27 protein-coding genes are annotated in these 25,008 nt (G+C 37.9%); 14 read left to right on the top strand and 13 right to left on the bottom strand.

Annotated features, from left to right (window positions below; translation table 11 throughout):
- Nucleotides 1-29: 29 nt before the first annotated feature.
- The 6 genes from C7B89_RS08160 to C7B89_RS08135 all read right to left on the bottom strand — a co-directional run bounded on the left by C7B89_RS08160 (nucleotide 30) and on the right by C7B89_RS08135 (nucleotide 5,920).
- The gene (locus C7B89_RS08160; protein ID WP_115673462.1) at nucleotides 30-1,691 is read right to left on the bottom strand and encodes a methyl-accepting chemotaxis protein; all 1,662 of its coding nucleotides are present in this window, start codon (nucleotides 1,689-1,691) and stop codon (nucleotides 30-32) included.
- On the bottom strand, nucleotides 1,688-2,674 hold the full coding sequence (locus C7B89_RS08155; protein ID WP_115673461.1) for a BMP family lipoprotein: 987 nt from the start codon (nucleotides 2,672-2,674) through the stop codon (nucleotides 1,688-1,690). The genes C7B89_RS08160 and C7B89_RS08155 overlap by 4 nt, the downstream gene beginning before the upstream one ends.
- 252 nt (nucleotides 2,675-2,926) lie before the next feature.
- The gene (locus C7B89_RS08150) at nucleotides 2,927-4,195 is read right to left on the bottom strand and encodes a PTS ascorbate transporter subunit IIC (protein WP_054550681.1); all 1,269 of its coding nucleotides are present in this window, start codon (nucleotides 4,193-4,195) and stop codon (nucleotides 2,927-2,929) included.
- A 33-nt stretch (nucleotides 4,196-4,228) separates the two neighbouring features.
- A complete protein-coding gene (locus tag C7B89_RS08145) occupies nucleotides 4,229-4,492 on the bottom strand; it encodes a PTS sugar transporter subunit IIB (RefSeq protein ID WP_004232490.1) in 264 nt (87 codons plus the stop codon).
- Nucleotides 4,489-4,947 carry a PTS sugar transporter subunit IIA gene (locus C7B89_RS08140; RefSeq protein ID WP_054550682.1) on the bottom strand — a complete coding sequence of 153 codons (459 nt, stop codon included), beginning with the start codon at nucleotides 4,945-4,947 and terminating at the stop codon, nucleotides 4,489-4,491. Before C7B89_RS08140 ends, C7B89_RS08145 begins: the two co-directional genes overlap by 4 nt.
- A gap of 61 nt (nucleotides 4,948-5,008) precedes the next feature.
- The gene (locus C7B89_RS08135; protein WP_054550683.1) at nucleotides 5,009-5,920 is read right to left on the bottom strand and encodes a LysR family transcriptional regulator; all 912 of its coding nucleotides are present in this window, start codon (nucleotides 5,918-5,920) and stop codon (nucleotides 5,009-5,011) included.
- Nucleotides 5,921-6,058: 138 nt separating this feature from the next.
- Between C7B89_RS08135 and C7B89_RS08130 the strand changes: the two genes are divergently transcribed.
- From C7B89_RS08130 to C7B89_RS08095, 8 genes are all read left to right on the top strand, one after another.
- Entirely contained in the window at nucleotides 6,059-7,024 is a 966-nt protein-coding gene (locus tag C7B89_RS08130; protein WP_054550684.1) for an ABC transporter ATP-binding protein, read from the top strand.
- Entirely contained in the window at nucleotides 7,021-8,046 is a 1,026-nt protein-coding gene (locus C7B89_RS08125; protein WP_066037589.1) for an ABC transporter substrate-binding protein, read from the top strand. The genes C7B89_RS08130 and C7B89_RS08125 overlap by 4 nt, the downstream gene beginning before the upstream one ends.
- A gap of 56 nt (nucleotides 8,047-8,102) precedes the next feature.
- Nucleotides 8,103-9,764: an ABC transporter permease gene (locus C7B89_RS08120; RefSeq protein ID WP_115673460.1), complete on the top strand. Its 1,662-nt coding sequence runs from the start codon at nucleotides 8,103-8,105 to the stop codon at nucleotides 9,762-9,764.
- On the top strand, nucleotides 9,757-10,827 hold the full coding sequence (locus tag C7B89_RS08115; RefSeq protein ID WP_115673459.1) for an MBL fold metallo-hydrolase: 1,071 nt from the start codon (nucleotides 9,757-9,759) through the stop codon (nucleotides 10,825-10,827). The genes C7B89_RS08120 and C7B89_RS08115 overlap by 8 nt, the downstream gene beginning before the upstream one ends.
- A complete protein-coding gene (locus C7B89_RS08110; protein WP_115673458.1) occupies nucleotides 10,820-11,626 on the top strand; it encodes a hypothetical protein in 807 nt (268 codons plus the stop codon). The genes C7B89_RS08115 and C7B89_RS08110 overlap by 8 nt, the downstream gene beginning before the upstream one ends.
- A gap of 157 nt (nucleotides 11,627-11,783) precedes the next feature.
- Nucleotides 11,784-13,082: a M48 family metallopeptidase gene (locus C7B89_RS08105; protein WP_279629542.1), complete on the top strand. Its 1,299-nt coding sequence runs from the start codon at nucleotides 11,784-11,786 to the stop codon at nucleotides 13,080-13,082.
- 87 nt (nucleotides 13,083-13,169) lie between these two features.
- Complete coding sequence (locus C7B89_RS08100) at nucleotides 13,170-13,988, top strand: YitT family protein (RefSeq protein ID WP_004232517.1); 819 nt, start codon at nucleotides 13,170-13,172, stop codon at nucleotides 13,986-13,988.
- 81 nt (nucleotides 13,989-14,069) lie between these two features.
- Nucleotides 14,070-14,450 (top strand): MmcQ/YjbR family DNA-binding protein, encoded by a 381-nt coding sequence (locus C7B89_RS08095; protein WP_115673456.1) that lies wholly within the window; start codon nucleotides 14,070-14,072, stop codon nucleotides 14,448-14,450.
- 39 nt (nucleotides 14,451-14,489) lie between these two features.
- Here C7B89_RS08095 and C7B89_RS08090 read toward each other — a convergent pair whose 3' ends face one another.
- The 6 genes from C7B89_RS08090 to C7B89_RS08065 all read right to left on the bottom strand — a co-directional run bounded on the left by C7B89_RS08090 (nucleotide 14,490) and on the right by C7B89_RS08065 (nucleotide 18,394).
- Nucleotides 14,490-14,831 (bottom strand): GIY-YIG nuclease family protein, encoded by a 342-nt coding sequence (locus C7B89_RS08090; RefSeq protein WP_048389707.1) that lies wholly within the window; start codon nucleotides 14,829-14,831, stop codon nucleotides 14,490-14,492.
- Nucleotides 14,832-14,848: 17 nt separating this feature from the next.
- Complete coding sequence (locus tag C7B89_RS08085; RefSeq protein ID WP_048389708.1) at nucleotides 14,849-15,604, bottom strand: DUF2087 domain-containing protein; 756 nt, start codon at nucleotides 15,602-15,604, stop codon at nucleotides 14,849-14,851.
- Between the two features lie 135 nt (nucleotides 15,605-15,739).
- A complete protein-coding gene (locus C7B89_RS08080; protein WP_115673455.1) occupies nucleotides 15,740-16,615 on the bottom strand; it encodes an ABC transporter permease in 876 nt (291 codons plus the stop codon).
- On the bottom strand, nucleotides 16,615-17,535 hold the full coding sequence (locus C7B89_RS08075; protein ID WP_115673454.1) for an ABC transporter ATP-binding protein: 921 nt from the start codon (nucleotides 17,533-17,535) through the stop codon (nucleotides 16,615-16,617). Before C7B89_RS08075 ends, C7B89_RS08080 begins: the two co-directional genes overlap by 1 nt.
- Before the next feature lie 6 nt (nucleotides 17,536-17,541).
- Nucleotides 17,542-17,943, bottom strand: a complete 402-nt coding sequence (locus tag C7B89_RS08070; protein WP_115673453.1) for a DUF3021 domain-containing protein — start codon at nucleotides 17,941-17,943, stop codon at nucleotides 17,542-17,544.
- A 1-nt stretch (nucleotide 17,944) separates the two neighbouring features.
- On the bottom strand, nucleotides 17,945-18,394 hold the full coding sequence (locus C7B89_RS08065; RefSeq protein WP_115673452.1) for a LytTR family DNA-binding domain-containing protein: 450 nt from the start codon (nucleotides 18,392-18,394) through the stop codon (nucleotides 17,945-17,947).
- A gap of 205 nt (nucleotides 18,395-18,599) precedes the next feature.
- Here C7B89_RS08065 and C7B89_RS08060 point away from each other — a divergent pair, with 205 nt between their 5' ends.
- The 5 genes from C7B89_RS08060 to C7B89_RS08045 all read left to right on the top strand — a co-directional run bounded on the left by C7B89_RS08060 (nucleotide 18,600) and on the right by C7B89_RS08045 (nucleotide 23,809).
- Nucleotides 18,600-19,628 carry an AbrB family transcriptional regulator gene (locus C7B89_RS08060; protein WP_115673451.1) on the top strand — a complete coding sequence of 343 codons (1,029 nt, stop codon included), beginning with the start codon at nucleotides 18,600-18,602 and terminating at the stop codon, nucleotides 19,626-19,628.
- A 155-nt stretch (nucleotides 19,629-19,783) separates the two neighbouring features.
- The gene (locus C7B89_RS23025; protein WP_004232534.1) at nucleotides 19,784-19,924 is read left to right on the top strand and encodes an RAxF-45 family protein; all 141 of its coding nucleotides are present in this window, start codon (nucleotides 19,784-19,786) and stop codon (nucleotides 19,922-19,924) included.
- Nucleotides 19,925-20,028: 104 nt separating this feature from the next.
- The gene (abc-f, locus tag C7B89_RS08055; protein ID WP_115673450.1) at nucleotides 20,029-21,828 is read left to right on the top strand and encodes a ribosomal protection-like ABC-F family protein; all 1,800 of its coding nucleotides are present in this window, start codon (nucleotides 20,029-20,031) and stop codon (nucleotides 21,826-21,828) included.
- Nucleotides 21,821-22,612: a GNAT family N-acetyltransferase gene (locus C7B89_RS08050; protein WP_115673449.1), complete on the top strand. Its 792-nt coding sequence runs from the start codon at nucleotides 21,821-21,823 to the stop codon at nucleotides 22,610-22,612. The genes abc-f and C7B89_RS08050 overlap by 8 nt, the downstream gene beginning before the upstream one ends.
- A gap of 462 nt (nucleotides 22,613-23,074) precedes the next feature.
- Nucleotides 23,075-23,809: a hypothetical protein gene (locus tag C7B89_RS08045; RefSeq protein ID WP_048389726.1), complete on the top strand. Its 735-nt coding sequence runs from the start codon at nucleotides 23,075-23,077 to the stop codon at nucleotides 23,807-23,809.
- Nucleotides 23,810-23,935: 126 nt separating this feature from the next.
- Here the strand turns inward: C7B89_RS08045 and C7B89_RS08040 are convergent, their stop codons facing one another.
- The gene (locus C7B89_RS08040; RefSeq protein WP_112117651.1) at nucleotides 23,936-24,313 is read right to left on the bottom strand and encodes a hypothetical protein; all 378 of its coding nucleotides are present in this window, start codon (nucleotides 24,311-24,313) and stop codon (nucleotides 23,936-23,938) included.
- Nucleotides 24,314-24,467: 154 nt separating this feature from the next.
- Here C7B89_RS08040 and C7B89_RS08035 point away from each other — a divergent pair, with 154 nt between their 5' ends.
- Nucleotides 24,468-24,998 carry an NfeD family membrane protein gene (locus tag C7B89_RS08035; RefSeq protein ID WP_004232545.1) on the top strand — a complete coding sequence of 177 codons (531 nt, stop codon included), beginning with the start codon at nucleotides 24,468-24,470 and terminating at the stop codon, nucleotides 24,996-24,998.
- Nucleotides 24,999-25,008 lie beyond the last annotated feature (10 nt).

Here is a 25,008-nt window from a genome sequence, read left to right as displayed (position 1 = left end):
TGGATTTTTTGCGGTAATGAATCGAATCGCTATAGGGTGAATTTTTTGAGCTCATTCATCAACGTATTAGTCATAGCTTCAAGATCGTCTATCTTAGCACTAATTTTTTGGAAGGAAAGTAGCTGTTCTTGCGTTGATGCCGATATTTCTTCTGTGCCAGCAGCCGTTTCTTCTGTAATAGCAGAAATATTTTCAATGGTACTATTTACTTGCTGGCTCATTTCATTTGTTTGTGCCATTTCTCTTGTGAGGTTTTGTAAATCGCGATAGATATTTGTTATGTGCATGGTAATAACAGAGAATGATTGTTCTGTCTCTACCATGGATTGAGATTGCTCATTTGACAGCAGATAACCTCGTTCAGCCGTAGTAAGGATGTGCGTAATGCCATCTTGAATATGCGAGACCATTGAAGTGATTAAATTCGTAGCATTCTCCGTTTCAGAAGAGAGCTTTTTAACCTCCTCGGCAACAATGGCAAACCCTTTGCCTGCTTCTCCAGCTCTTGCAGCCTCGATGGCAGCATTTAGTGCTAATAAATTTGTTTGGCTAGCAATCGTATGGACAGCATTGGCTGCGCCTTCAATTTCCGAAGTGAATTGAGAAAATTGAGTTACAGCTTCCTTAATATCAAGTGATGTGGTTGATATATCCTTTGCAATGGAAGATTGTTTTTCTAATGAATATTGACCATTTTGAACAGCCTCCAGAGCTTGTTTACCAGTGTCAGCCGATTGCTCACTCGTACGCATAACATCCCTAAATTGATCTGCCATATTATTCATTTGGAGTGCCACTGATTGAATGTCTTCTGACATCGTATAGCTGCCTTTTGCTAATTCGTCGGTTGAGGTAGCGACTTGATTACTACTTTCATGAATATTGTTCATATGGCTCGTCACTTCTTGTGTAAACAAATTAACATCCTTTCCAATATTATCAATGGATTGTACAGTATTTTTTAAATTATTCATCATGTCTGCAAAGCTTTTTGTTAATTGATCAATCTCATATCGACTGTTTGCTTGATAGGAGAGGGTAGAAGTATCCATTGTTAAGTTTCCTGTTGCTGCAGCCTGTGCACAATCTACAATCTGATTAATGGGTTTGGTAATTCTTTTCGCAGCTACATAGGAATAAAGTATCGTAGCAATAATTAATAGCACACTACCTATGATGGTAGAGGTTGTAATGAAACCTATTTTTTGCTTCGTTACTTGGATCATTTCTTGATACCATTCGTTCGTTTCTTTTTTGAGCAAATACATATCGTTTAAAATTCCTTTAATTCTGATGGACTGCTTTTTAATTTCAGAGCGATTGTTTTCTTGAAACCCGCTTTCAGTCGCTTTTTCTAGATTTTCAAATTTACTAGCTATTTTTTCGACGATTGTCTGATGTTCAGGTATTCTCGTTAGAGAGGCTAATGCCTCTAAATTACTTTTTGTTTCTTGTAAAATAGCGAGCGCTTCGTTTTTATTGGCTTCACTATCCAGGTAGGTAAAATTATTTAAAGATTGGCTGGCAACAACTAAACTTTGCTCTAGTTCTTTCACTGCAAGTAAAAGTTTCGTATCATCCTGTGCTGTTGTTTGGATCGTGAATGTTTGTAGGATAATAAAGCCAATCATAGCCATAGCCAATACGATTGGAATCAATGTGTTCATAAATAATTTCTTACGTAGTGTCACTGGTCATTCCTCTTTTCCGCAGTAACTTTTATCGTACCTGAAATAATGGCTTCTTTGGCTTTTTCGATAGCAGTCTGTTGCTCAGCTGTCAGTTGAATTACACGAATATCTGCTAGTCCCACACCCTGATCCGCTAAACCTAATGCAAAGGATTTTTCTGTAATTTTACCATTTTCTACTAATGTCTTAGCGAGTTGATAGACGGCTAGATCAACATTTTTAAGCATGGATGTGACAACTGTTTTTTCGGCAACAAAAAACTGATCGATATCAACACCTGCTGCATAGATCCCCATTTCCTCTGCCTTTTTTATCGCCCCAAAGCCAGTAAAGCCTGCTGCATGGTAAATAAAATCAACGTTATTTTTGATATACCTTTCTGCTATTGCTGCACCAGCCTGGGTATCGTCAAAGGTACCAGCATAGTCACTCATAATTTCAATCGATGGCTGTACATAACGTGCTCCTTCGATAAAACCATTTTCAAAGTGATGGATAACAGGAGCATCTGCTCCACCAATAAAGCCAACTTTTCCTGTTTTACTTGTCATAGCGGCAATCATGCCAACTAAAAAGCTACCTTCTTGTTCTTTAAAGGTAATCGAAATGATGTTGTTAATATCAGATTGCCCGTCAATCAGTATAAATTGCTGAGAGGGATTTTGTTTTGCAGTCTTTTCTAGTGCTTCTTGTACAGAGAACCCGAGACCAATGATGATATCATATTTTTCTGCTACAAGTTCATTCAGCTTTTCCTCGTATTTACCATCAGGAGCCTCTTTGTAATCAAACAAAATGCCTAGCTCGTCGCGCGCTTTTTCTAAGCCTTTAAAAGCGGAATCATTAAATGATTCATCGCCTAGTCCTGCATCTGATAGTAAAATTCCTATCTTATATCCTTCAGTTGATGTTTCTGTCGGTGCTGAGGAACAGCCTGCTATCAACAGAGTGATCAAAAGAAAACTAGTGAATAATTTCTTCAAATTTTGTGTACCTCCTGTTGTGTATAAAATATATATCGGCAAAAACTTAATATTTTTAGTCTGATGTCAGACATCCGTGCAAAAAATTTTTAGGATGTCTAAGAATAATGAATCATTTCTATATACATAATAAGTTAATAATATAAAGCTAGATTACTAATAAAGTAATTGATTTATAAAGGTTTTCGTAGCACTTCTTGTATGTACAGCACTATAAAAGCCTAACGCAAATAGCGTCAGGCTTTATATGTTCTAAACAGCGCCGAATAATTTTAATAAATTAATAATAATAATGCCGATTACCCCAAAGTCTGAATCACCGAAGGTTGTGCCCTCATAGCCAATGTCTCCCATAAAGATAAGGAGTATGGCTGGAATAAAGCTAATTAATAAACCATTGGCAAAGGCTCCGGACATCGCACCAATTCTACCGCCAGTAGCATTTCCAAAGACACCCGCCGCCGCACCTGTGAAGAAATGTGGAACAAGACCTGGTACGATGACTTTTAGTCCGATGAAGGGGAGTATAAACATGGAAACCAGCCCTGCTATAAAACTAAAAATGAAACCAATAATAACGGCATTTGGTGCAAAAGGAAAGATGGTTGGACAATCAAGTGCTGGTTTTGTGTTTGGTACAAGTTTATCTGCAATGCCTTTGAAGGCTGGAATAATTTCAGCAATTAACATCCGTACACCTGCTAAAATAATATAAACACCCGCTGCAAATGTAATCGCTTGCATAATAGCGAAAATAATAAAATTTGAGCCAGCTGATAATTGTGACTCAATATAGGAAGGGCCAGCAAAAAGGGCAACAATTACAAAGAACACACTCATTGTTAAAGAAATAGCAACTGAGGTATCTCGTAAAAAGCCTAATGCTTTCGGAACCTGTATATCTTCTGTGGATTTCATTTTATTACCAAAGAGCTTACCAATCTTTGCAGAAACATAATAGCCAACACTGCCAAAGTGACCAACAGCAAAGTCATTACTCCCTGTTATTTGTCGAACTGTCGGCTGTAAAATGGCAGGGAACACGACCATACAAAGTCCAAGAATGATAGACCCAACAAGAATAAGAGGTGTACCACTCATCCCTCCAACTGATAATGAAGCGGCGATTAAACAAGCCATAAATAATGTATGATGTCCAGTTAAAAAGATATATTTTAATGGCGTAAATCGCGCAAATAGTAGATTCATAATCATACCAAATACCATGATTAGTGCAGTAGCTGTACCAAAATTAGTCTGAGCAGCTGCCACGATGGCCTCATTGTTGGGAATGACTCCCTGTACTTGAAAGGCATGATCGAACATTTTACTAAAATGATCTAAAGAGCCAATTAAGACAGTGGCACCAGCTCCGAGGATGACAAAGCCCATTATCGTTTTTAATGTACCTGACAGAACAGTGGAATTTGATTTTTTTTGAATAAGTAAACCAATAAAAGCGAATAGGCCGACTAATATAGCTGGTGTTCCTAAAATGTCATGCATGATAACATCTAACATACCAACACCTCATCCTATCCAAATTTTTAATGCTTAAAGCAACGGTTCAAGCTTTTCTTTTATTTCTGAAATACTCATCATATTTACGATGCTCACAATGATTCCTTTGTCTTTCGCTAATTCATTCACGATATCTGCTGCCCCTAAATAAATATCTGCTTTCTCCGCCTTGGCAGACGCTAAATCTGTATGCGTTACCTCTGCATCTTTCCCCAATACTTCTAATGCTTTTTTAACATTCAATTCTAAAATAAAGCTACTTCCTAAACCGCTCCCACACACGACTAAAATTTTCATTCTGTTGACTCCTTTGTCGTATATTGTTTGATTTTCTCCCATATCATGTCCGCATGTTGACAGGCGATTAGGTCATCAATCTGATCGGGTTCTTGTAAGACTAATGCCAAATCAGCCAACACCTGTAGATGTGAAGCATTGTCAATGGCAGCTAGCACAATTAGTAGGTAGACAGGCTGATTAGGGCTAAAAAAAACAGGCTTTTGTAATCGTAGCAAGCTTATGGCTAGTTCAAGAACCCCATCAGATGGCCGTGCATGAGGAATGGCTACTTTGGGTGTGATGACAACGTAAGGACCATAGTGTTCAATAGATCGAATCATGGCTTCGACATAGCGCTGTTCAATTTTGTGTTGTTGTACTAATGGGCTAGCCGCTAAATGAATTGCTTCTTGCCATGATCGGACAAAGTTTGCAAGCTGTATACAATCTTTTGTCAACAGCTTGGTTAGCAAGGACAACCCTCCTTTCATAAAAATATCTTCCCATTCCATGTTATTACGACTGTATGTGGAATTATGTCATCGTAGAAGACATTTTTAATTGCTTTGCTATTTCATAAACCGACGTTTTGACAAATTCATCCATTTTATGATCTAAGCGCGTTTTCGGATAAATCAATTGAATTTTTCTATTTAGTGTTACATCATGTAGATCTTTCTTCAGCAGTACACCTGATTTTAATTCTTCTTCTATTAAGGAAACAGATAGAAACGCCAAGTTTTTGCCAAAGGTCAGCATCTTTTTAATCGTGCTCACAGAATCCAACTCAATTGTGTAAATAGAAGGCTGAAATGGGTCCATCCACTTTTCAATGAAGTGATTCGTGGAGCTAGATGATGTATGCAACAATAGCTTGTATTTAAGAATATCTTCTTTGGTGATGTCTTTTTGTGCTGCTAGCTCGTGAGATGGGCTGAATGCCAATACAAGTGCATCTTCACCGATTGTTTCGTAATGAAGTAAAGGATTTTCCTGCTTAGTCTCCATGATGAGCCCGAAATCTAATTCTTGTAGTGCTACCTTTTTTTCAATTTCAGGTGCTGTTTTTACTTCTAATGAAATGCGAATCTCAGGACAGGTCGTTGAAACTTGATGAATTAAATCTGGCATAAAAATATGGGCAGGTAAGCCACTCGCCCCTAGTCGTAATGAACCGATATGGCCTGCTAAAAGATTTTCAATAAAACGATCCATATCCTTTTGAAGTTGAACCATTTGACGAGCGTAATGATACACACCTTCGCCCGCTTCTGTTAAACGGTATCCTCCAGCATTTGTTCGAAATAAATGAATACCGTATTCCTCCTCTATAGAGCGAATATGAAATGATACGGTGGGGGCTGTAATGCCAAGTGCTTTGGCGACAGGGGCTAATTTTTTTAATTCTACAAGTAAGCAAAATGCCTGTAATTTACTATTGTTCATTTTATCCTCCTAAAGGAAATTAGAAAAAATCTTGTATTTGCTTTAGTTTATTAGATTTTTTTTAACGTGTTATTAATAGTAGATTAATATTTTCTAAATATCTGGAATTTATAGTTGTAAGTAACGAGGAGGATACTTATGAAAATCTCATTAAAAAATATCGAGAAAAAATATGGGCAGTCTCAAGCATTGTGGCCGATTGATGTGGAGTTAGATCAGCAATTTATTACGATTCTCGGACAATCAGGCTGTGGCAAAACAACCTTATTAAAGTTGATAGCTGGCCTTGAACAGCCATCAAAAGGAGAAATACGATTTGATGACACCGTCATTTATTCTTCGGGGTCTCGTAAAAATGTCAAACCAAATAAGCGTAATATTGCCATGGTTTTTCAAGATTTTGCTCTATGGCCACATATGACCATCTTCCAAAATATTGCCTTTGGCTTAAAGGGCATTATTCCGAAATCAGCTATTCCTGAACGAGTCGAGCATGTGATGCGATTGGTAAAAATGCAAGGCTATGAGAAACGAAAGCCAGGTGAATTATCGGGTGGACAACAGCAGCGAGTGGCATTAGCTAGAGCTTTAGCGACCAAACCGCAATTAATTTTATTTGATGAACCTTTATCCGCTCTCGATGCTGTTTTAAGAGAGCAAATGCAAGATGAAATCATGCACCTCATTCATGAGCTTAATTGCCAAGCCATTTTCGTAACACATGATCAAACAGAGGCCATGACAATGTCTGATCAAATTATCGTTATGGAGGCAGGGAGGATTGCTCAAATTGGCTCGCCTGAGGAAATTTATCGTGCACCAGCAACGCCCTATGTGGCAGATTTTATTGGCAAAGTGAATTGGCTTCACAATCGACAATCAATTGTGCGACCTGAGGGTGTTTCGAGAATATCGCGTCCTGGTACGATTGCCAAACAAGCGCAGATTGTGAAAAGTACATTTGTTGGCGATCGTTATCTAGTACAAGCACAGGTAGAAGGACAGTATTGGAACTTTTATGAGAAGCAGCCATTAGAGCATGGAAAAAGGTTGCAAGTTTTTATTGATGAAAAACAAATCTATCAATTGGAGGGTTTACATTGAAGAAACGACATTTTAAATTTTGGGCAACTGCTGGCATTTTATTGGCCTTAGCATTAGCTGGCTGTGGTAATAAAGAGGCAAAAGAGACGAATGAAGCAAGTGCAAAGACACAGGAGGAGAAAGTTCTGACAGTGTATTCTGCTGGGCCAGATGGTTTAGCTGCAAATATTCAGCAAGCATTTGAAGAAAAAACAGGGATTAAAGTGGAAATGTTTCAAGGAACTACGGGTAAAATTCTCTCTCGTTTAGAAGCGGAAAAAAATAATCCTGTAGCTGACATTGTTGTACTTGCCTCTGTTGCCTCAATGGATGGGTTAAAAGCAACAGATCAATTGCAAAGCTACGAAGCGGCTAAAAACAAGGACAAAATTAACAGTGATTGGTCGGATCAAGATGGATATTTTTATGGCTACAGTGCCTCTGCTTTAGGTATTGCCTATAATACGAAAAATACGACACAGGCGCCTACGGATTGGTCTGATTTAGCAAAAGCTGATTGGCAAAATAAAATGAATATACCAGATCCAAGTCTGTCAGGCTCTGCTGTTGATTTCTTATTTGGCTACACAGCAGCAGAAAAAACAGCTTGGAGTACGATTGATAGTTGGAAGAAAAATGGCTTACAAGTCAATGGTGCGAATAAAGAAGCCTTGGATGCGGTTATAACAGGCGAGAAAAATGCCACGATTGCAGGTGTAGATTATATGGCTTATAAAGCAAAAGCAGACGGTGAGCCAGTGGAAATTATCTATCCGACGAGTGGGACAGTAGTTAGTCCAAGAGCAGTAGGTATTTTAAAGGATGCACAACATGTAGAATCTGCACAAGCCTATGTTGATTTTTTATTGTCAGATGAAGGGCAAAAGCTAGTAGCAGATGCTTACTTATTACCAGGGAATAAAGATATTGCTGTGAAAAATCGTGCAGCATTAGATGAAATTCCACAGTTAACAGTTGATTGGATGGGTGCGGAAGCGAAACAGCTGGAAGTACTAACAAAGTTTACGGATTTATTTCGATAAATAAAGGGAGGTTGATATACCTCCTTCTAGTTTTCATAGAGAAGGGTTGACATGCCATGATAATGGAAGGAAGACGAGCTTTTGGATTTTTACTGACAATTGTCATCATATTTGCTATCGCACCGTTGATGGCCATTTTATTTTATACCTTTATTAAAGAGGGACATGTTGATATATCACAGTTTAGTCGAATGTTTACACACGATAGAATATGGAAAACGCTTGGAAATTCGATGGTTTTAGGGATTTTCGTGATTATTGGGACAACAATTATCGCATTACCTATGGCTTTCATTCGCACGAAAACAAGTTTATATCAATATGAATGGCTCGATATAGTGTTAACGATTCCATTTATGACACCTCCCTATATTGGTTCAATGGGCTGGATTTTGTTTATGCAGCACAATGGTTTTTTACAGCAGCTTATTCCAAGTGCTGCTTGGATGACAGATTCCTTCTTTTCCTTATTTGGCATGGTAGTGATCATGAGCCTACACCTGTTTCCGTTTTTGTATTTAATGCTGAAAAATACATTGCTTCGCATAAATGGCTCATTTTTAGATGCAGCGCTGATTTTTGGGCGAAGTTCTTTGCAAAATTGGCTAAAAGTTGTGTTACCTCTTTTACTTTCGAGCTATGTTTTGGGAAGTCTCCTTATTTTTATTAAGACGCTTGCTGAATTTGGAACGCCAGCTACATTCGGCAGTCGGATTGGGTTTCAAGTGTTTACAACCGAAATTCATTCCTATTTATCAAGATGGCCAGTTGATATTCGCATGGCAACCTCGCTATCCTTATTCTTATTGTCAGTTTGCTTAGTCATTTGGTATTTCCAAAATCTCATTGGTCGCAAATATACATATGGTGTGCTATCAGGAAAAACACCTGCTAGACGTGAGCTCAAGGACAAGTGGTATATAAGAACAGCTTCTTGGACTTTTGTAGGGCTTGTTTTATTGCTATCTATCGGCATTCCTTATTTCTCTATTATCGTGACCTCTTTGCAAAAGGTACGGGGAGATGGTTTACAGGCAGGGAATTTCAGTTTGGCTTCTTATCAAGAGGTCTTCACTAGTGGAAGTGCAGGATTGACAGCATTTTTAAATAGCATTGTTTTTTCTATCATGACGGCCTTGATAACCGCCATAATAGGTTTATTCATCGCTCTTTATATTAAAAAGGGAGAAACCAGAAAGCAGCAAATATTAGACTTCTTTAGTTTAATGCCTAATATTATTCCGGGGATTGTCTTTGTTGTAGGTTTAATTATGTTTTGGAATGCTCCTTGGCTTCCCGCAACAATTTATAACACAAAGGCAATGGTAATAGTCACATACTGTGTACTGTTTTTACCTTATTCGGTGCAGTATATAAAGTCTTCTTTTTCACAATTGGATGCCTCTATTTTTCAATCAGCTGCTATTTTTGGACGTAGTAACATTGCGGTTTATCGTCGCATCATCCTACCACTTTTGATGCAGGGTATTTTAACAGGAATGATGATGACTTTTATTATTTCAATGCGAGAGCTTGTAGCTGGCCTTTTAATTTTGCCACCATCCGTAGAGACAGGGGCAACCTTTATCTATAGCCAATTTGAGCAAGGTAATGTAGGGATTGGAATGGCAGTAGCTGTTATAACCGTCCTTATGACTGTTATTTTTATGTTCCTATTGGGTTGGCTGCAAAAACGAGGAGGGCAGGCCAATGCTTAGTGTTGAAATTTTAGGTGGTGTAGGCGAATATGGGCGCAATTGTTTTTATATAGAAAATCAGAGGCAGGCCATTTTATTGGATTGTGGCATTATGAAAAATACACAAAAAACGCCACCAAATATTACATTTAATCATATTGAAAAGCTAGTTGCTGTCTTTATTTCTCATTCGCATATTGATCATGTAGGGGCATTGCCAATACTACAGAACATGGGCTATACGGGACCGATACTAATGAGTCATACAACTGCTCAGCAGCTTCCACTGCTTATCCCACAAGTCAGAACTTTCTATCCAGATACGATTGGAAAATGGATAGAGGTCAATGAATATCTTGCCTTTCAATGGGGATATAGTGGGCATTTAATTGGAAGCGTGTGGTACAAAATTCGTTTTTTTGATGAAATGATTTTTTTCTCTGGTGATTATGTAGTCGATTCGTATTTATTAAAGGCGACCTTGCCAGAGGAGGATGGAACGGTTTATGATGTAGCGTTTATTGATAGTGGACATGCGGAAAAATGCATTCGAAATCTTGAGGTGTTACAGCAGATGGCTATGTATGTAAAGGCTCATCCCAATCATTCATTTATATTCCCCTCCTCTTTTTCGGGCAAAACAGTCGATATTATGACGTATCTTTCCGAACATACAACTCGAGCGATTAGGGTAGATGCCAAGCTACAACCTTTATTGGGGCATTATGATGAAGAACATGAAAATATTTGGCCGAATAAAGTGATGCTTTTAGAACGACTCAAGCAAAAACAGGACAGTGACCATGTACTGTATTTTGTCTCAGAGCAGGATGTGGCTCAAGTGGAGGAGCTTGCAAAGGATTATCCGACGGCAATTTTTGTTCATACAGGCTATTCTCGTCATGCTTCCAATCCAGCTAGCTTAAAGCATATCTCTGAGGAGTTCTTCTATAAAACACATCCAGACTATTGGGATTTAGTGGCACTGTCACAGAGACTTCGTGCACGACAAACGATCTATTTTCACAGTACACATACAAATTTAACAACAACATTTCCGAAGGAGGAATTAAAGCGTGACTAAACTAAAAAAATGGGCATTTTATCTGTGTGTCTTGGGCTTGATAGTGATTAGTATGATGGGTGTGAATACAACACAAGCGAAAGCAGCCATTGAGCCAGGCCATGAAATTAAATTCAATATTAACCCTGAGATTTTTAATGAATCAACTATTGTCCAGGCTTTTCAAGCAACTAAAAAGGATGACGTAAAAGTTTATTTTTATGATACGCTTGACCAATTGTTTCTACGTCATGACTATATACACCGCTTACGTGTATATAAGGGTAGTAATAAAATGGATATAACCTACAAAAAGCGTTTTTTAAACACACCTTTAAGTGAAGCAATGGCAGAAACAATGAATCATGGTTTTACTGGTTCTGAGTCAAATTATAAGTTTGAGCTAGATATTAAGGGAGATCATCGTACATTTACGATAAGCCGAAAGGAATCTTTGAAGACTTCTGCTGAGGTCTCTTATGATTCAGTTGCTACAAATGTTGCGAAAAAATTCATTCTTGAAAATGCGCCAAAGAAAATTGTAAATTGGAACTCCGAAGCATGGTATAAAAATACGTTGTCTCAAGTTGTCGTATATGGGCCTGCTAATGCTACGACCTATAAAGGAAGCTTTTTAGGACATGAAGCGGATATAGAGGTATGGCAGTACAAAGGCGATATTATGGTTGAACTTTCTACGAAGGTAGATGATGCGGCTCAAGCAGCTACTATAGAAAAACAATGGTATGAGCAACTATTATCCACTGGCTATCTAAGCGGGGATCAACGTGGTAAAACGGCATTTGTTATGGATAAATGAATAGGACGATAATGATTTCGCCTCATATAGAAATGAGGCGAAATTTTTCTTTGGCAACAGAGAGATTAAAAAAGTAGGTCCATGTTTGTTCTAACTTTGATAATTTCGCTTACACTTACTATAGGACGAACTTTGGGTGATATGAGGGGGAAATAACATAGCGAAAAAAATGGGCATTGTTACACTACTACTTTTCGGTGTTTACGTGCTTTGTATGTACTGGTATATTTTCCACAGCGGTGGTGGTAAAATACCAAGTGCCTTACAAGGAACGGCGGCAGATCCAGTGATGTTTATGTCTGGCAAGGAGCTTTTTTTAAGTGGTGAATATTCAAAAATACGGAACTTTGTATTCTTTGTAGCCACACCTTTAGAATGGCTTATTTACTTCTTGATTTTACTATTGGGTGTATCTCGTTATTTCGAAAAAGTGACGACCTCCCAAACGAAGTGGAAGCTATTGCAAAATGCGGGTTACTTATTCCTATTATCTTTATTGCTCTATATTGTGCTATTCCCGCTTGATTATTATCGCTATCATCTAAGCAAAAGCTATGGCATCAGTACACAAGCATTTGCATCTTGGATGAAGGATGGTGTCATTGATTTTTGGGTGAATTTTGGTACTAGCTTGATTATTGTTACGGTGATTTATTGGCTCATTAAAAAGAGCGAAAAAAGATGGTGGCTCTATGCTTGGCTTTTAACTATCCCCTTTACAATCTTTGTGATGTTCATTCAGCCAGTTGTCATTGATCCTTTGTACAATGATTTTTATCCACTAAAAAATAAAGAACTGGAAACAAAGATACTTTCACTTGCTACACAGGCCAATATTCCAGCAGAGCATGTTTATGAGGTCAACATGGCAGAAAAGACAAATGCTTTAAATGCTTATGTGACAGGAATTGGGAGCAATTCGAGAATTGTGCTATGGGATACTACATTAAATAGACTAACGGACAATGAAATTTTATTTATCATGGCACATGAAATGGGACATTATGTTGAAAAGCATATTTATTTTGGCATTGCAGGCTATTTATTCTTAATGTTAATAGGGCTATGGCTAACAGCGAAAATTATGCGTCGCTTGATTTCACGATATGGACAGGTTTTAAAAATTAATAAAATCAGTAGCATTCGTTCCTATCCATTATTTTTACTCATTACTTCTATTTTACTATTTGCTTCCAATCCAGTATCCAATTTTATATCGAGATATCAAGAAACGAGAGCCGATCAATATGCTATTAACCTTATGAATGATCGAGAAGCGGCTGTAACAGCATTTCAAAAGCTAACGATTTCAGGCTTAAGTGAAGTGAACCCGCCACTCTTAGTGAAGTGGTTCCGTTATACACATCCACCGATGCTTGAGCGAATCTATAAAGTTGCGGATACAGGGGAACATAAACAAAATATGCCTTTAAAGGAAGAACAGAAGAAAAAGTAAGAGGATAGGTTTTTCAGGAGTGTAAATTGGGTAGTCTATGACAAAGATGTATCAAAAATTGGTCGTTGATTGATAGGGGATAGCATTATGCGAAATGTGATTATAATTACACTTTCTTCCATTTTAGTGGCCTTTGCCTATAATTATTTATTGATTCCCCATGAAATCTTGAGTGGTGGGTTGAGTGGTATTGCCATCATGCTTGGGATTATTACCCCTTTAAATACAGGCGTGTTAAATTTACTGCTTAACCTGCCTTTACTGATTTTAGGTGTGATGAAGCTCGGCAAGCGATTTATTAGCTACACCATTCTTTCGGTGGCTGTGTTGTCAGTGAGTTTATATATTATTCCAATACACAAAGCGACACAAGAGCCAATCCTCGCGTCCTTATTTGGTGGTGTTATTGTAGGGTTTGCAATGGGCATGATTTTCCGAGCAGCTGGCTCCTCAGGGGGCTTTGATATAATTGCTATGCTACTTAGCCGGAAACGTGATTTTCCGCTCGGTACGTTAATTGCTGCTATGAATGGAATCGTAGTTGCTGCTTCTGGCTTTGTCTTTAGCTGGGATGCGGCGTTGTTAACCCTTGTGTCCATTTATGCAACTGGAAAAGTAGTGGATACAATTCATACAAGCCATATTAAATTAACGTTGATGATTATTACGAGTAAAGGGGACGAGGTCAAACAGCAACTATTAGAAAAGCTACATCGTGGAGTAACGATTATCGATGCAAAGGGAGCGTATTCAGGCGAGGGTCGGAAAGTATTAATTACTGTTATTACGCGTTACCAACTAGCTGATGTGAAAAGCACGATTAAGGAGACTGATCCAAAGTCGTTTGTGAATATTTTACAGACGACGGAAGTAATCGGAATGTTTGACCGTGGTACAACTAAATAATGCTATTCTCTACACACGTTTTAGGTTATACTTACCATAATCGAACGTGTGTTTTTATTTGAGGGGACGGGGATTGTAAAGATGGAAAAAGAAATAATTCATGCTTACTGTATACAGCTTCATGGAACAACGTATGACTATCAAGAGGAGTGGCAAGCAGATCGCTATCATATCGGTGGAAAAATGTATGCCATGCTTGGAGGAAATAGAACAGGTAAGCCTGTTCTTACATTGAAATGTGAGCCTTCTCGAGCGGAGGAATTACGAGAAGCCTATGCAAGCATTATACCTGGTTACTATATGAATAAAACCCATTGGAATTCCATTTATATGGATGCTGAGGATGTCCCGATGGATTTGGTAGAGAATCTTATTAAGCATTCGTATGAACTTGTTTTCAATAAATTAATGAAGAAAGCACAGCAGGAAATTCAATTGATTGGCAACCCATCAAACAAGTAATGAATAGCGCATTTACCTTTTTGGCAAATGCGCTAATGACTAATTATAACCATGCTCACCATAAGGTTTTAGTGTCTCAAGCCATTTTTGCTCCAGCTTTTCGAGCTCTTTTTTTTCATCGAAATAGCCTTCTTCTTTTTTCTTTAAATACTCAACGATTTCCACCTCAAAAGCTTCTTGACCATATAAATTGTAATCTGCCTGAAGCACCTTGTTCGTATGTGTATTGGTTTTTAGCATAAATTGAAAGCCATTTAAACGCTTTAAATTATTAAAGCTCCCCACAAATAATTTGCCTGTTTGTGTATTGGTCATTGTAAAAACGCCAGCTTCAATTTTCATCTCTTTATACATTTCTTTTAACTCTTTTTTATGATCCATTTTTATAACCTACTTTCTTATTTTTTTACCCAATAGGCACTGCCATCTGCTTTCCGGTCAAGAAAACCGTATTCAATTAAGTAACGACGTATGTGTACATAGTCTTCATACATCGGTTTAATCACTTCATTTAATTCTTTTTCAGTATAATGCTTTTCTTGGTCAAAAAGATTTGCAATTGCACGTAGCACTACAATTTTCTGTTTTTCGCGCTTTGGAAAGCGAACCAGTTCCTTGCCAACACCGTTTGGAAATAGCTTCTCTAATAATTGCTGTTCTTCCGTGAGGGTTACGTTATAGCGATCGTCGACCATAGTAGCTGTTTTATGAATAGGCACAAATGGTTCCTCCTTCTGATCTTGTTCTTTTAGTAACTCCATCATCACCATCAATGTTTTGGCTTGGCGTTCCTTTTCTTTTAAAGCAAAACGGTGATGGCGAATCGTGGTGGCACTGCCAATCTCTAATTCTTCTTTTATCTCCTGATCTGATTTTCCCTCATAAAATAAGCGTAAAATATGACTTTGATGTTCTGTTAAGCCTGTCATTTTTTTATTGAGACCGTTTAAATAATGAAAAACAGAATGGTGAGCCAATGTAATATGGTGTTGCATCATTTTCTCTGCTTCATATAATAAGCCCTCTTGAGGATAAATAATGCCTTTTTCTACTTTTTCACCGCATAGTAGGCAGGTGAAGTGTGTCGCTTGATCGATATATCCCTTTTTTAGATCATCGATAGGAGCTTGCCAAAATAATTCATTTACATCCATTGCAATACCTCCTTGATAAAACAAACGAATTCTAATTTTGTTTGTTGTTTAATATTTAAAATAACAAAATGTTTGTATTAAAGCAATAAAAAACACATCGTATTCTAAACGATGTGTAAAATGGTTGGCTCATATTTAGTTATACTTTCTCTTAAATAAGATCATAGATGCTAGAGAAAGAACTACAATTGTACAGACAATCACAATTAGACTTGTTGTGGAGCTAAGTATATGTCCATTTAGTTCATAAACAATGCCATAATTCATTTTATAATCTTCCACATAAGAAACGGGCACACCATCAAAAACATTTGCAATAGAGCTCTCCATAAATGCATTGCGTAATAATAGTGTTGTATGGCTAATTGGAAAGTACATGATTATATGTTGTGCAAAGCTTGGTAGAGCTCCAAGAGGTACATAAACACCACATAAAAATCCAAGTAATGTACCAACAATTGTGCCGAGTGTTGAGAAAGCATTTTGGGTCGACACAAATAACGAAAGAAATAAATTAAAAACACTCGCAAGCAAGACAGATAAAAACAGTATGCTCAATACCTGAATAAAATCCCCAAAACTTAGAATCTTACCTCCCGTTGTGACAATAAAGATTTCACAGCCAAGGAGCGCAATAAAGGAAAAAATACAGCCGATAATAAATGCATTGAGCACATAGCTCAACTGAATAGTTGCACGAGAAAGAGGAGCTGTTAAAAAGTCGGCTTGTACTTTGGATTCTTGGTCTTTAACAGCGATACCATAGGCACCAAGTGTAGTCGAAACAGCAATCATGGATAGTAAACCTGCTACTAGCCACTCATTGACCATGGTGATCAATTCAGGTGTAGCTTCTGTTAGTTGTTCAATGGCATCTACCTGCATTTTTTGGAGAAAGACAGCGTACAACACAATGACAATAATGACTGACAGTAGGGAGAAGAACACCTGTGTTTTATCCCGTCTAAATATTTTGTTATTACGCAGAACTAAACTAATTAATGCTTCCACTACGCAACCTCCTCCTCTGCCATAATATGAAGAAAGACATCATCCATTGATCCTTTAATGACTTCGAAGGAGGCGATAAGTGGCTCAGCTTTTTTTAAAAGGGGAAGTGCTTGTAAGGTAGAAGTTAAACGGATGGTGTATATCCCTTGATTCTCTGTGTAGGAGATCGCATTTTCCTCAAGAAATTTCACACCCTCCTGTGCATTTTGAAAAACGAGAGCCATTGAATCATAGGCATATTTTGTTTTTAGTGCATCGGGCGTTCCCTGTGCAACAATTTTACCTTGCTTTAAGACAGTGACTTGGTGAGCGACTGCCGCTTCCTCCATATAGTGGGTCGTTAAAAAAACAGTCATATTGGTTTCCAGTTGAAGTTGTTTAATCGCCTGCCAAACAAATTGACGTGTTTGTGGATCTAAACCCGTTGTAGGTTCATCCAGAAATAAAATACTTGGACGATGAATCAGTGCACGAGCAATATCTGCTCGCCTTTTTTGTCCCCCTGATAATGTTCCATATTTTTTCTCTTCAATATCCTCTAAATGCAAATAGGTGGAAACAAATTGATAGTTATCGGTAAGCTGTGCTTTCGATAAGCCATATGTTTTACCTCGATGGAGGATATTTTCACGTACAGTTAATCGCTCATCTAATAGACTTTGCTGGAAAACGACACCAATAGATTTACGGATATCCGCGTTATCATTGCTTGCGTCGAGTGTGAAACCATTAATAGTTACTTGACCACTCGATTTTTTTAGTAAAGTACAAAGTATTTCAATCGTTGTAGATTTACCTGCACCGTTTTCACCTAAAAAAGCGAATAGGGTGCCTTGTTCGACTGTAAAAGAAATACCTTTGACAGCTTGCTGTTCTCCATACTGCTTACATAAATTTTCAACTTTTATCGCAAACGTCATAAGTGGTTAATCCCTTCTCTTTTGAATTTCTTTATTGATTTTTTCAATATCATTTAATTGAAGAACATATAGAATACACCAAACAATCAAGTAAATAATGGCTTCCGCAATAAGTACATACCATACCCCTGAATCAAACCAGCTACCAAAATAGCCTGCGGTTAGTACACATGCTGTCACCGCTACTAAATGGAGAAGAAGCTGAACTGTAAAAGGCAATTGCTCCATATCAAAAATGACGGATAGCAAACCAATGGCAATGCCAAGGATGGCCGCGATCACAATTTGCTCCGATAATTCTGTTCCTGAGGCCACCGCATTATTTGATAGGACGCTAAGTGTCACTAAGACATAAGAGGAGCTAAGGGAAATGAGTAGACCGATAATCATCATGCGTAAATACTTCATGCTATGAATCCCTCCCAATACCTAAGTGTCTCTTTAATTCTTTTAAATATTTTCGACTGACATGAATGGCTACGTCATTTTCAAGTAATAGCTGTGTAGTGCCGATTTTGCCCATTTGAATAGAGGATATTTTATGGATATTGACGAGTGTAGACTTACTCACGCGTACAAAATCTTTGGCGAGCTGAGCCTCAAGCTCATATAATTTTCGCTTGGACTCAAACTCTTGCTCATCTGTCTGTAAAAATACTTTGGCATCCTCTGCGTAAATGGAATAAATATCGGAAATTTTTAAGAGATGAATTTCTTGTTGGTCATACCCATCTAGCATCGTACTTTGGGATGTTTGAAGCTGTCTCATCAATCTTTCAATTTGCTCATTATATTCCTTGGCATGAATATGAATCTCAGTTTCCTCGAGCTCATGATTGATGGTTAAATGAATTTTCATAGGAGGCCTCCTTTAAAAACGCTGAATCAGGTATTACTAATGTAGCATAGAAAATTTTAGCAAGGATAAATTGTTCGATAAGAGGTTTTATTTGTTGGATAACAGGTTCTTTTTCAACGATAGCAATCAGCTCAAAAGTCGGTCCAGTAGAAAAAGCGGTTTATAAAGGTCATAATAGGCTTATCGAGTTGAAGGGGTTGCTACCATGTTTATTTTTGATAAGCATATGCTCATCACATTATGCATTGGTTTAATAGGTGCTGTAGTTTTTCAATTTTTCCATATACCGATGCCTTGGCTGTTAGGAGCGATTACAGCGGTGCTCATCGTGCAGCTATCCACCAACGTCCAATTAAAATGGCATCATTTTTTCCGCAATTTTGGTTTAGTCGTAGCAGGTTATTCTATCGGCTATGCCTTTACACCAGAAGCTGTACAGGACATCAAGCTTTTTTTAGGAAGCATGGTCGTGTTAAATATCATATTTATTTTGTTGTTTTTTGCGGTAAGTTTCCTTGTTGCCAAGCGGACAGATTTAGATTTTGCGACTGCCTTAACGTGTTGTGTTCCTGGGGGCATGTCGCAGGTTGTGGCATTTGCGGAAGAGCAACAAGAGATGGATATGGTGGTCATCACATTCTTTCAAATCCTTCGCGTTCTTTTAATCGTTGGCTTTGTTCCTTTAATGGTGGCAGGGGCAGGTGGCAATAGTTCTATGATTGATGGAACATACACATGGAACCTTGTTGGCATACTTGTGGTATGTGGTGGCGCAGGGTGGCTAGCACAAAAGCTAAAAATTCCAACAGGCTATATGCTAGGCCCAGTGTTTTTACTAATGGGCGTTAATATGGCAGGGATAGAAGTGCCAAAATTACCATTATCGCTTCTGCATATTGCCCAACTCATGCTAGGAATTTATATTGGATTATTATTGAAAAAAGAGGATTTACATTTATCGAAGAAGCATATCTTTTATGCGTTTGTTTCGGCGGGCATTTTTATTGGGGCAGCCTATGGTTTAACATTTGTGATGGCAGCGTTGTACAGCCTTGATTTTAGGACAAGCTTTTTAAGTATTGTTCCTGGTGGTCTTGATCAAATGGGGATTATTGCCGCTTCGGTCCATGCAAATGTCACGATTGTCACGGCCTTTCAGCTTTTTCGTGTACTAGTTGTCTCGATTTTTCTGGTGCCTGTGGTAAAAGTATTTGTAAAAAAAGTGAAAACATGAGGGGGCTATGAATCAACCACTCATGTTTTTCTTTGTGCGAATTTCGATCAAATAGAACTTTTGAATGATGATAAATGAACGTTAAATTTTCCCTTTCCAAATAATCCGAATAATGTTATGATAGCCATAACTACTATGAACGGAGGTGAGAAGGAATGAATAAAAACGCTACGAAAACATGTGTAAAAGTGGATACGGCTATGTATTTTGCACGTGTGATTACTTTCGATTTTGCGAACAACGGGATAGGTCTGTCCATTTTTAAGCAAAATCAAATAACAAACGTAGCGAATTAACCATTCTTTTTCACACATTTAATTGAGAAGAGGACTGCTTGTTAATGAGCAGTCTTTTTTGTGTTCTAAAGATGTTTTCGCACGTTTCATTGGAGGAAAAAACGATGCAAATGAAAGCTGAACAAATTCAAAAAATTATGGGTGGCAATATATTATTCGAGAACTTACAGCTAGAGGTAAATAGTGGTGAACATGTGGCGATTGTTGGTGTAAATGGCAGTGGAAAAACGACTTTATTACAACTGCTTGCAGGGGTAGAGATACCTGACAAGGGACGAATAATTAAAAGTAAAGAAGCGACGATTGGCTATTTACATCAGATTCCACATTATCCACTCCATGCTGTGAAAGAAGTGCTGGAGGAAGCATTTGCGGATATTTATGCAATAAAGGCAAAAATGACAGCACTTGAGCAAGAGATGCAGTCGACGGTCACGGATAAAATATTACTGCAATATGGGCAATTGCAGGAGCAATTTATGCTATTAGGGGGCTATGAAGTAGATGCACAGCTAGCAATGATTGCAAATGGACTGGGTATTTCAGATATGCTAGAGCAGCCATTTAGTAGTTTAAGTGGTGGTGAAAAAACAAAGGTTATGCTTGGACAAATTTTATTGAAAAAGCCCTCTATTTTGTTATTGGATGAACCAACGAACCATCTGGATATGCAAGCTATTGAGTGGCTTGAACATTATGTGCGAAACTTTGAGGGGATTGTCATTGTCGTATCCCATGATCGTCAATTCATGAATCAAATAGCCCAGAAGATTATCGAAATTGAGGATGGAGAGGCTTTTACGTATAACGGCCATTATGATGCCTTTATAGCACAAAAAGAAGCAAAAATTGAACAACAGTTTGCAAATTATGAAGAGCAACAAAAGAAAATTAAAAAGATGCAAGAAACAATTAAACGATTAAAGCAGTGGGCAAATGAGGCGAATCCACCAAACGCATCCATGCATCGACGTGCAAAGAGTATGGAAAAAGCATTAGCACGTATCGAGCGAGTAAAGAAGCCCCTCACTAAAAAGAAAATGAATTTAGCGTTAACGATGGCTGAACGCAGTGGTAAAGAGGTCGTGCTTTTGCAAGCCATTGATCATGGCTTTGATAAGCCTTTATTGAAGGAAAGCAATCTAGCTATTTATTTTGGCGAAAGATTAGCGATTGTTGGGAGCAATGGTAGTGGAAAATCAACATTATTAAGAATGATATTAGGGGAAATCATTCCTAATCAGGGAGTGTGTCAGATTGGAAGTAATGTGAAATTTGGATACCTTTCCCAGCAATTTGAACATCCAAATCCTGCTATACGATTAATTGATGCCTTTCGTGAAAGTGTCGCCGTGTCAGAGGCGGAAGCTCGCCATATACTCGCACGATTTTTGTTCTATGGCTATGATGTCTTTAAAAAAGTGAAGGACTTAAGTGGTGGAGAAAAAATGCGTCTTCGTTTAGCACAATTAATGCATGAGGATATCAATGTCTTAATCTTAGATGAGCCAACGAATCATTTAGATATTGAAGCAAGAGAAGTATTGGAAGAGACACTGGAATCCTTTGAAGGCACGATTATTGGGGTGTCACATGACCGCTATTTCTTACAGAAAATTTTTACGAAAACGGCGTGGATTGAAAACCAGACTATTCAAGTTTTTGAGGGAGATTATGAGTGGGCTAGAGAAAAACGACAGGAACTTGCAATGAAAATGGTTGAAAAACAACCAGTAAATAAAACGCAGCCACCAAAAAAAGAATTACCGATTGAACAGCAAATTGAAAAATTAGAGACAAAACTACAACAACCATCGCTTGCTAAAGAACAACGGCAGAAGCTTGAACTTCAATTAGAAAATTTATATGAAAGATGGTTAGAAGGGGGCACAGAGCATGTTTAATTTAGAACGCATTATGCAGCTTGATATAGAGTATGTGAAGAGTTTCAGTGAAGTGGAGGTTTGTAAGGAGGGGGTCTTATTTTACAATCAGGCTATCCCAACCTATTACGATGCAAATCATGCACAGATTTGGAGAAAGATTGAACAACCTGACTTATTTTTACAAGACATCAAAGATTTCTACCAATCAAAATCTCTGATCCCGCGGATTTATTTATATAATCTAGAACAAAATCAGCTATGTATAGAGGCATTAGAGACGCACGGCTTTCAATATGAGCATTTTGTTAATGAAATTCAGTACTGGGATGGTGAATATGCGATACTTCCACCTAATCCTGCCATTCAAATTGAGCGTGTAACGGATGCAAATATGGAGGAAGCATTAGCAGTAGAAATGAGCATTTCTGCATTTGGGGAGCCTTCATTAATAAAAAAGGCATTTGAGCAAACCTATCATTCTTCACATTTTACGTATTATCTACTAAGACTAGATGGGGTGGCGTGCTGCTCAGCAAATATTTTTGTGTCAGAAAATCAAGGTAGGATTGAAAGTGTTGCAACAACTGAAAGCTATCGTGGTCGTGGTTTAATCGGCTATATGCTGCAGCATATCCAACAGCAATCAGTCAAGCTTGGATTGGACGATCTTTGGATATTACCAATTAGTGAACAGGTTGCCAAAGTCTATGAGAAGGCAAATTTTAAATCGGTGGGCTCCGTTGCATCGATTCATGCGTTTACTGAAGGGAAGAGCATTCAAGATATCCGCCAACAGGCTTAAATAGCTACACATAAAGATCGCCAAATTCCTGTAGTGCTTACAAGGAACTTGGCGATTTTTTAGAACTGTACTTGTCAATTTTGATTACAAGTTATTTTAATGAAGGGATGCTTTAAAATATAATCAGCAAAAATCATTTCCTGCTCCTGTAGAACGATAGCTGCTCATTACGACATCGTATTCCTCAGGCCTCAGTTAACAGCATTGTTTTTATCCATTGCCTGATATGAATTTGCGAGATGCAACTATACACGGGTTAGTGGAGCAGGTGGAAAGGTGTTAAAGGATAAGTAGGAATAAATGAAAACTAGTAAAATCCTGAATAGTATCGACTATTCGGGATTTTTGTTTTATTGTTAAAAAGAAGGATTTTCAATTATTAAAAGTTTTTTACTTGAAAAAATGTCGTATTCGATTTATTGTCTTTAGAGATACTTGTTTAATGGACTTGGAGGATATGAAATGCACGGAATTTATATACGCTATAATGTCTCAGATGAAACCCAAGCAGCACAATGGCCCAAAAAAATGGATGCATTTGCGTATGTTCAACGAGAAAAACCACAACAAGACAATGATAACTTGCTGTCAAAAGAAGAGCTAAAAAACCATGCCATTCGCTATATTAAAAGCTTGAAAGACAATGCAAGTGTCCATTTAGTAGAGCAGCGCAACGGTGAAATTGAACATTTTGATCGACGCTACATGGAGTCATTAAAGTTAAAGGAAAGCATCGATTCCCAACTTATTAATCTAGAAGAAATACGCTTATTATTGCAATTAATGAATGTCTTGAATTTATCCCATGCTTTTGGAGAAAATGCTGGCAAGCTACTTCGTCAAATAACGCCATATGCCAAAGAGGTAGAACATCCAACATTCCAAACAACACGCGTTGAGCGCCATTTTTATTCGGAGCTAATTGAACAAATTGAAATGGTTTACGCACGAATTATGCGTCAGCACAACCCATCGACAACGGAAATGCAACAATCAGAAAAGCTCTGGACAACTGTCTGTGAGCAAGCAATAGAAAAAGTAGAAGCACGAATCGAACGTTTATCATCTATTAAATTAAAGCATGAGAAAAATTTACTAGAGTTTAGTCACTTAAAACAGCAAAATATCGAAGCGAAGGAACGCTTAGATCTAGCTGTCCATGAGCTGGATGCCATTTTAAATGTATTAGAATCATAAGAAAAGCATGTCTCTGTCAAAATCGGAGACATGCTTTTTATGTTGTCGTCGGATAGAGGGACAAAAGTGACGGTTAGCAGTGCGAAAGTGGTGGATAGCTTCGTAAGATTGACGGATAGCTGTGCTTTACTTCGCTTTCTCCTCTGTTTGATCCCGCTTAGTTTGGCGTGAAAGGCGGATTAAATCCAATCCAAGAAGCACAACAATGATATAGAATAGAGGACTTGTGAACGATAGGCCAATTTGTGATTGACCGCCAAGTAATGTTAAAACGATCCATAATCCAACTGTATACAATGTTAATCCGATATAAGCCTTTTTTGATAATCTTTTATATCTACCCTTGTCGAAGGCTAGCTGAATGATGACAAGCCCAACTAATATAAGCAATATTATTTTTTTAGTCAGCATCGCAGCAATAGTTGTATCAGGAAAGAAATCATTAACGAATAATAACGTGAAAAATACTAGAATTATAAAATTTAAGATTGTTGAAAGCTTCATGCCATTTCTCCTTAGTTGTCAGAATACTTTTCTATTGTAACATGGTTCTAATGAAAGCAAAAAATAATACTTTAAAGAAGAGTTTGAAAAATTTTGAAACTTTTCCTGAGGTACATCCGTATAGTAGGTAATATGATGAAAAGGGGTGAGCAACTTGACGCTATTTGGCTATTCACTCGAGCAGATCTTTTTGGTGGTTTTGATTTTCGCTGGCCTTGCCACAGTATTGGTTATGTTTTTTGGTGATGCAGTCGAAGGTATTGGGGAAGGACTACCCATTTTTAATCCGAGTGTCATTCTATCTTTCATTACGTTGATGTCAGCAGCAGGTTTTATTTTAGAAAAACTAGCCTGGTTCTCTAGCGTTTGGAACATCATTGCTGCATGTATCATCGGTGCTATTTTAAGTTCCATCTTTTATTTATTTGTTCTCGTTCCGCTACGTTCCGCTGATGTTTCTTTAGCTTATACAGAGGAATCGCTAGGCGGGCAATTAGGAAGAGTTATTGTGCCAATTCCAGTAGATGGTTTTGGCGAGGTTGTTATCGAAACGACAAGTGGCATGATTTCAAAACGGGCAACGGGCTATGATAATGAAGCCATTGACTATGATGAAACCGTACTTGTTGTGGATGTGAAGGACGGAACACTTTTTGTTAGAACGTACGAGAAAAAATTTGTTTAAAGGAGAGATA

This window comes from Lysinibacillus capsici, assembly GCF_003367505.1.
Classification (GTDB): Bacteria; Bacillota; Bacilli; order Bacillales_A; family Planococcaceae; genus Lysinibacillus; species Lysinibacillus capsici.
Note: the sequence above shows the minus strand (reverse complement) of the source record. Positions and strands in the feature narration are given on the sequence as shown.

Bases quoted from the DNA above. Each gene is read 5' to 3' on its own strand.
- C7B89_RS08075 (WP_115673454.1), bottom strand. From the start codon at position 17,535: ATGACGTTTGCGATAAAAGTTGAAAATTTATGTAAGCAGTATGGAGAA.
- C7B89_RS08065 (WP_115673452.1), bottom strand. From the start codon at position 18,394: ATGAAAATTCATTTAACCATCAATCATGAGCTCGAGGAAACTGAGATT.
- C7B89_RS08100 (WP_004232517.1), top strand. From the start codon at position 13,170: ATGCGAAATGTGATTATAATTACACTTTCTTCCATTTTAGTGGCCTTT.
- C7B89_RS23025 (WP_004232534.1), top strand. From the start codon at position 19,784: ATGAATAAAAACGCTACGAAAACATGTGTAAAAGTGGATACGGCTATG.
- C7B89_RS08060 (WP_115673451.1), top strand. From the start codon at position 18,600: ATGTTTATTTTTGATAAGCATATGCTCATCACATTATGCATTGGTTTA.
- C7B89_RS08050 (WP_115673449.1), top strand. From the start codon at position 21,821: ATGTTTAATTTAGAACGCATTATGCAGCTTGATATAGAGTATGTGAAG.
- C7B89_RS08150 (WP_054550681.1), bottom strand. From the start codon at position 4,195: ATGTTAGATGTTATCATGCATGACATTTTAGGAACACCAGCTATATTA.
- C7B89_RS08120 (WP_115673460.1), top strand. From the start codon at position 8,103: ATGATAATGGAAGGAAGACGAGCTTTTGGATTTTTACTGACAATTGTC.
- C7B89_RS08070 (WP_115673453.1), bottom strand. From the start codon at position 17,943: ATGAAGTATTTACGCATGATGATTATCGGTCTACTCATTTCCCTTAGC.
- C7B89_RS08095 (WP_115673456.1), top strand. From the start codon at position 14,070: ATGGAAAAAGAAATAATTCATGCTTACTGTATACAGCTTCATGGAACA.
- C7B89_RS08085 (WP_048389708.1), bottom strand. From the start codon at position 15,604: ATGGATGTAAATGAATTATTTTGGCAAGCTCCTATCGATGATCTAAAA.
- C7B89_RS08130 (WP_054550684.1), top strand. From the start codon at position 6,059: ATGAAAATCTCATTAAAAAATATCGAGAAAAAATATGGGCAGTCTCAA.
- C7B89_RS08040 (WP_112117651.1), bottom strand. From the start codon at position 24,313: ATGAAGCTTTCAACAATCTTAAATTTTATAATTCTAGTATTTTTCACG.
- C7B89_RS08145 (WP_004232490.1), bottom strand. From the start codon at position 4,492: ATGAAAATTTTAGTCGTGTGTGGGAGCGGTTTAGGAAGTAGCTTTATT.
- C7B89_RS08045 (WP_048389726.1), top strand. From the start codon at position 23,075: ATGCACGGAATTTATATACGCTATAATGTCTCAGATGAAACCCAAGCA.
- C7B89_RS08090 (WP_048389707.1), bottom strand. From the start codon at position 14,831: ATGGATCATAAAAAAGAGTTAAAAGAAATGTATAAAGAGATGAAAATT.
- abc-f (WP_115673450.1), top strand. From the start codon at position 20,029: ATGCAAATGAAAGCTGAACAAATTCAAAAAATTATGGGTGGCAATATA.
- C7B89_RS08135 (WP_054550683.1), bottom strand. From the start codon at position 5,920: ATGAACAATAGTAAATTACAGGCATTTTGCTTACTTGTAGAATTAAAA.
- C7B89_RS08115 (WP_115673459.1), top strand. From the start codon at position 9,757: ATGCTTAGTGTTGAAATTTTAGGTGGTGTAGGCGAATATGGGCGCAAT.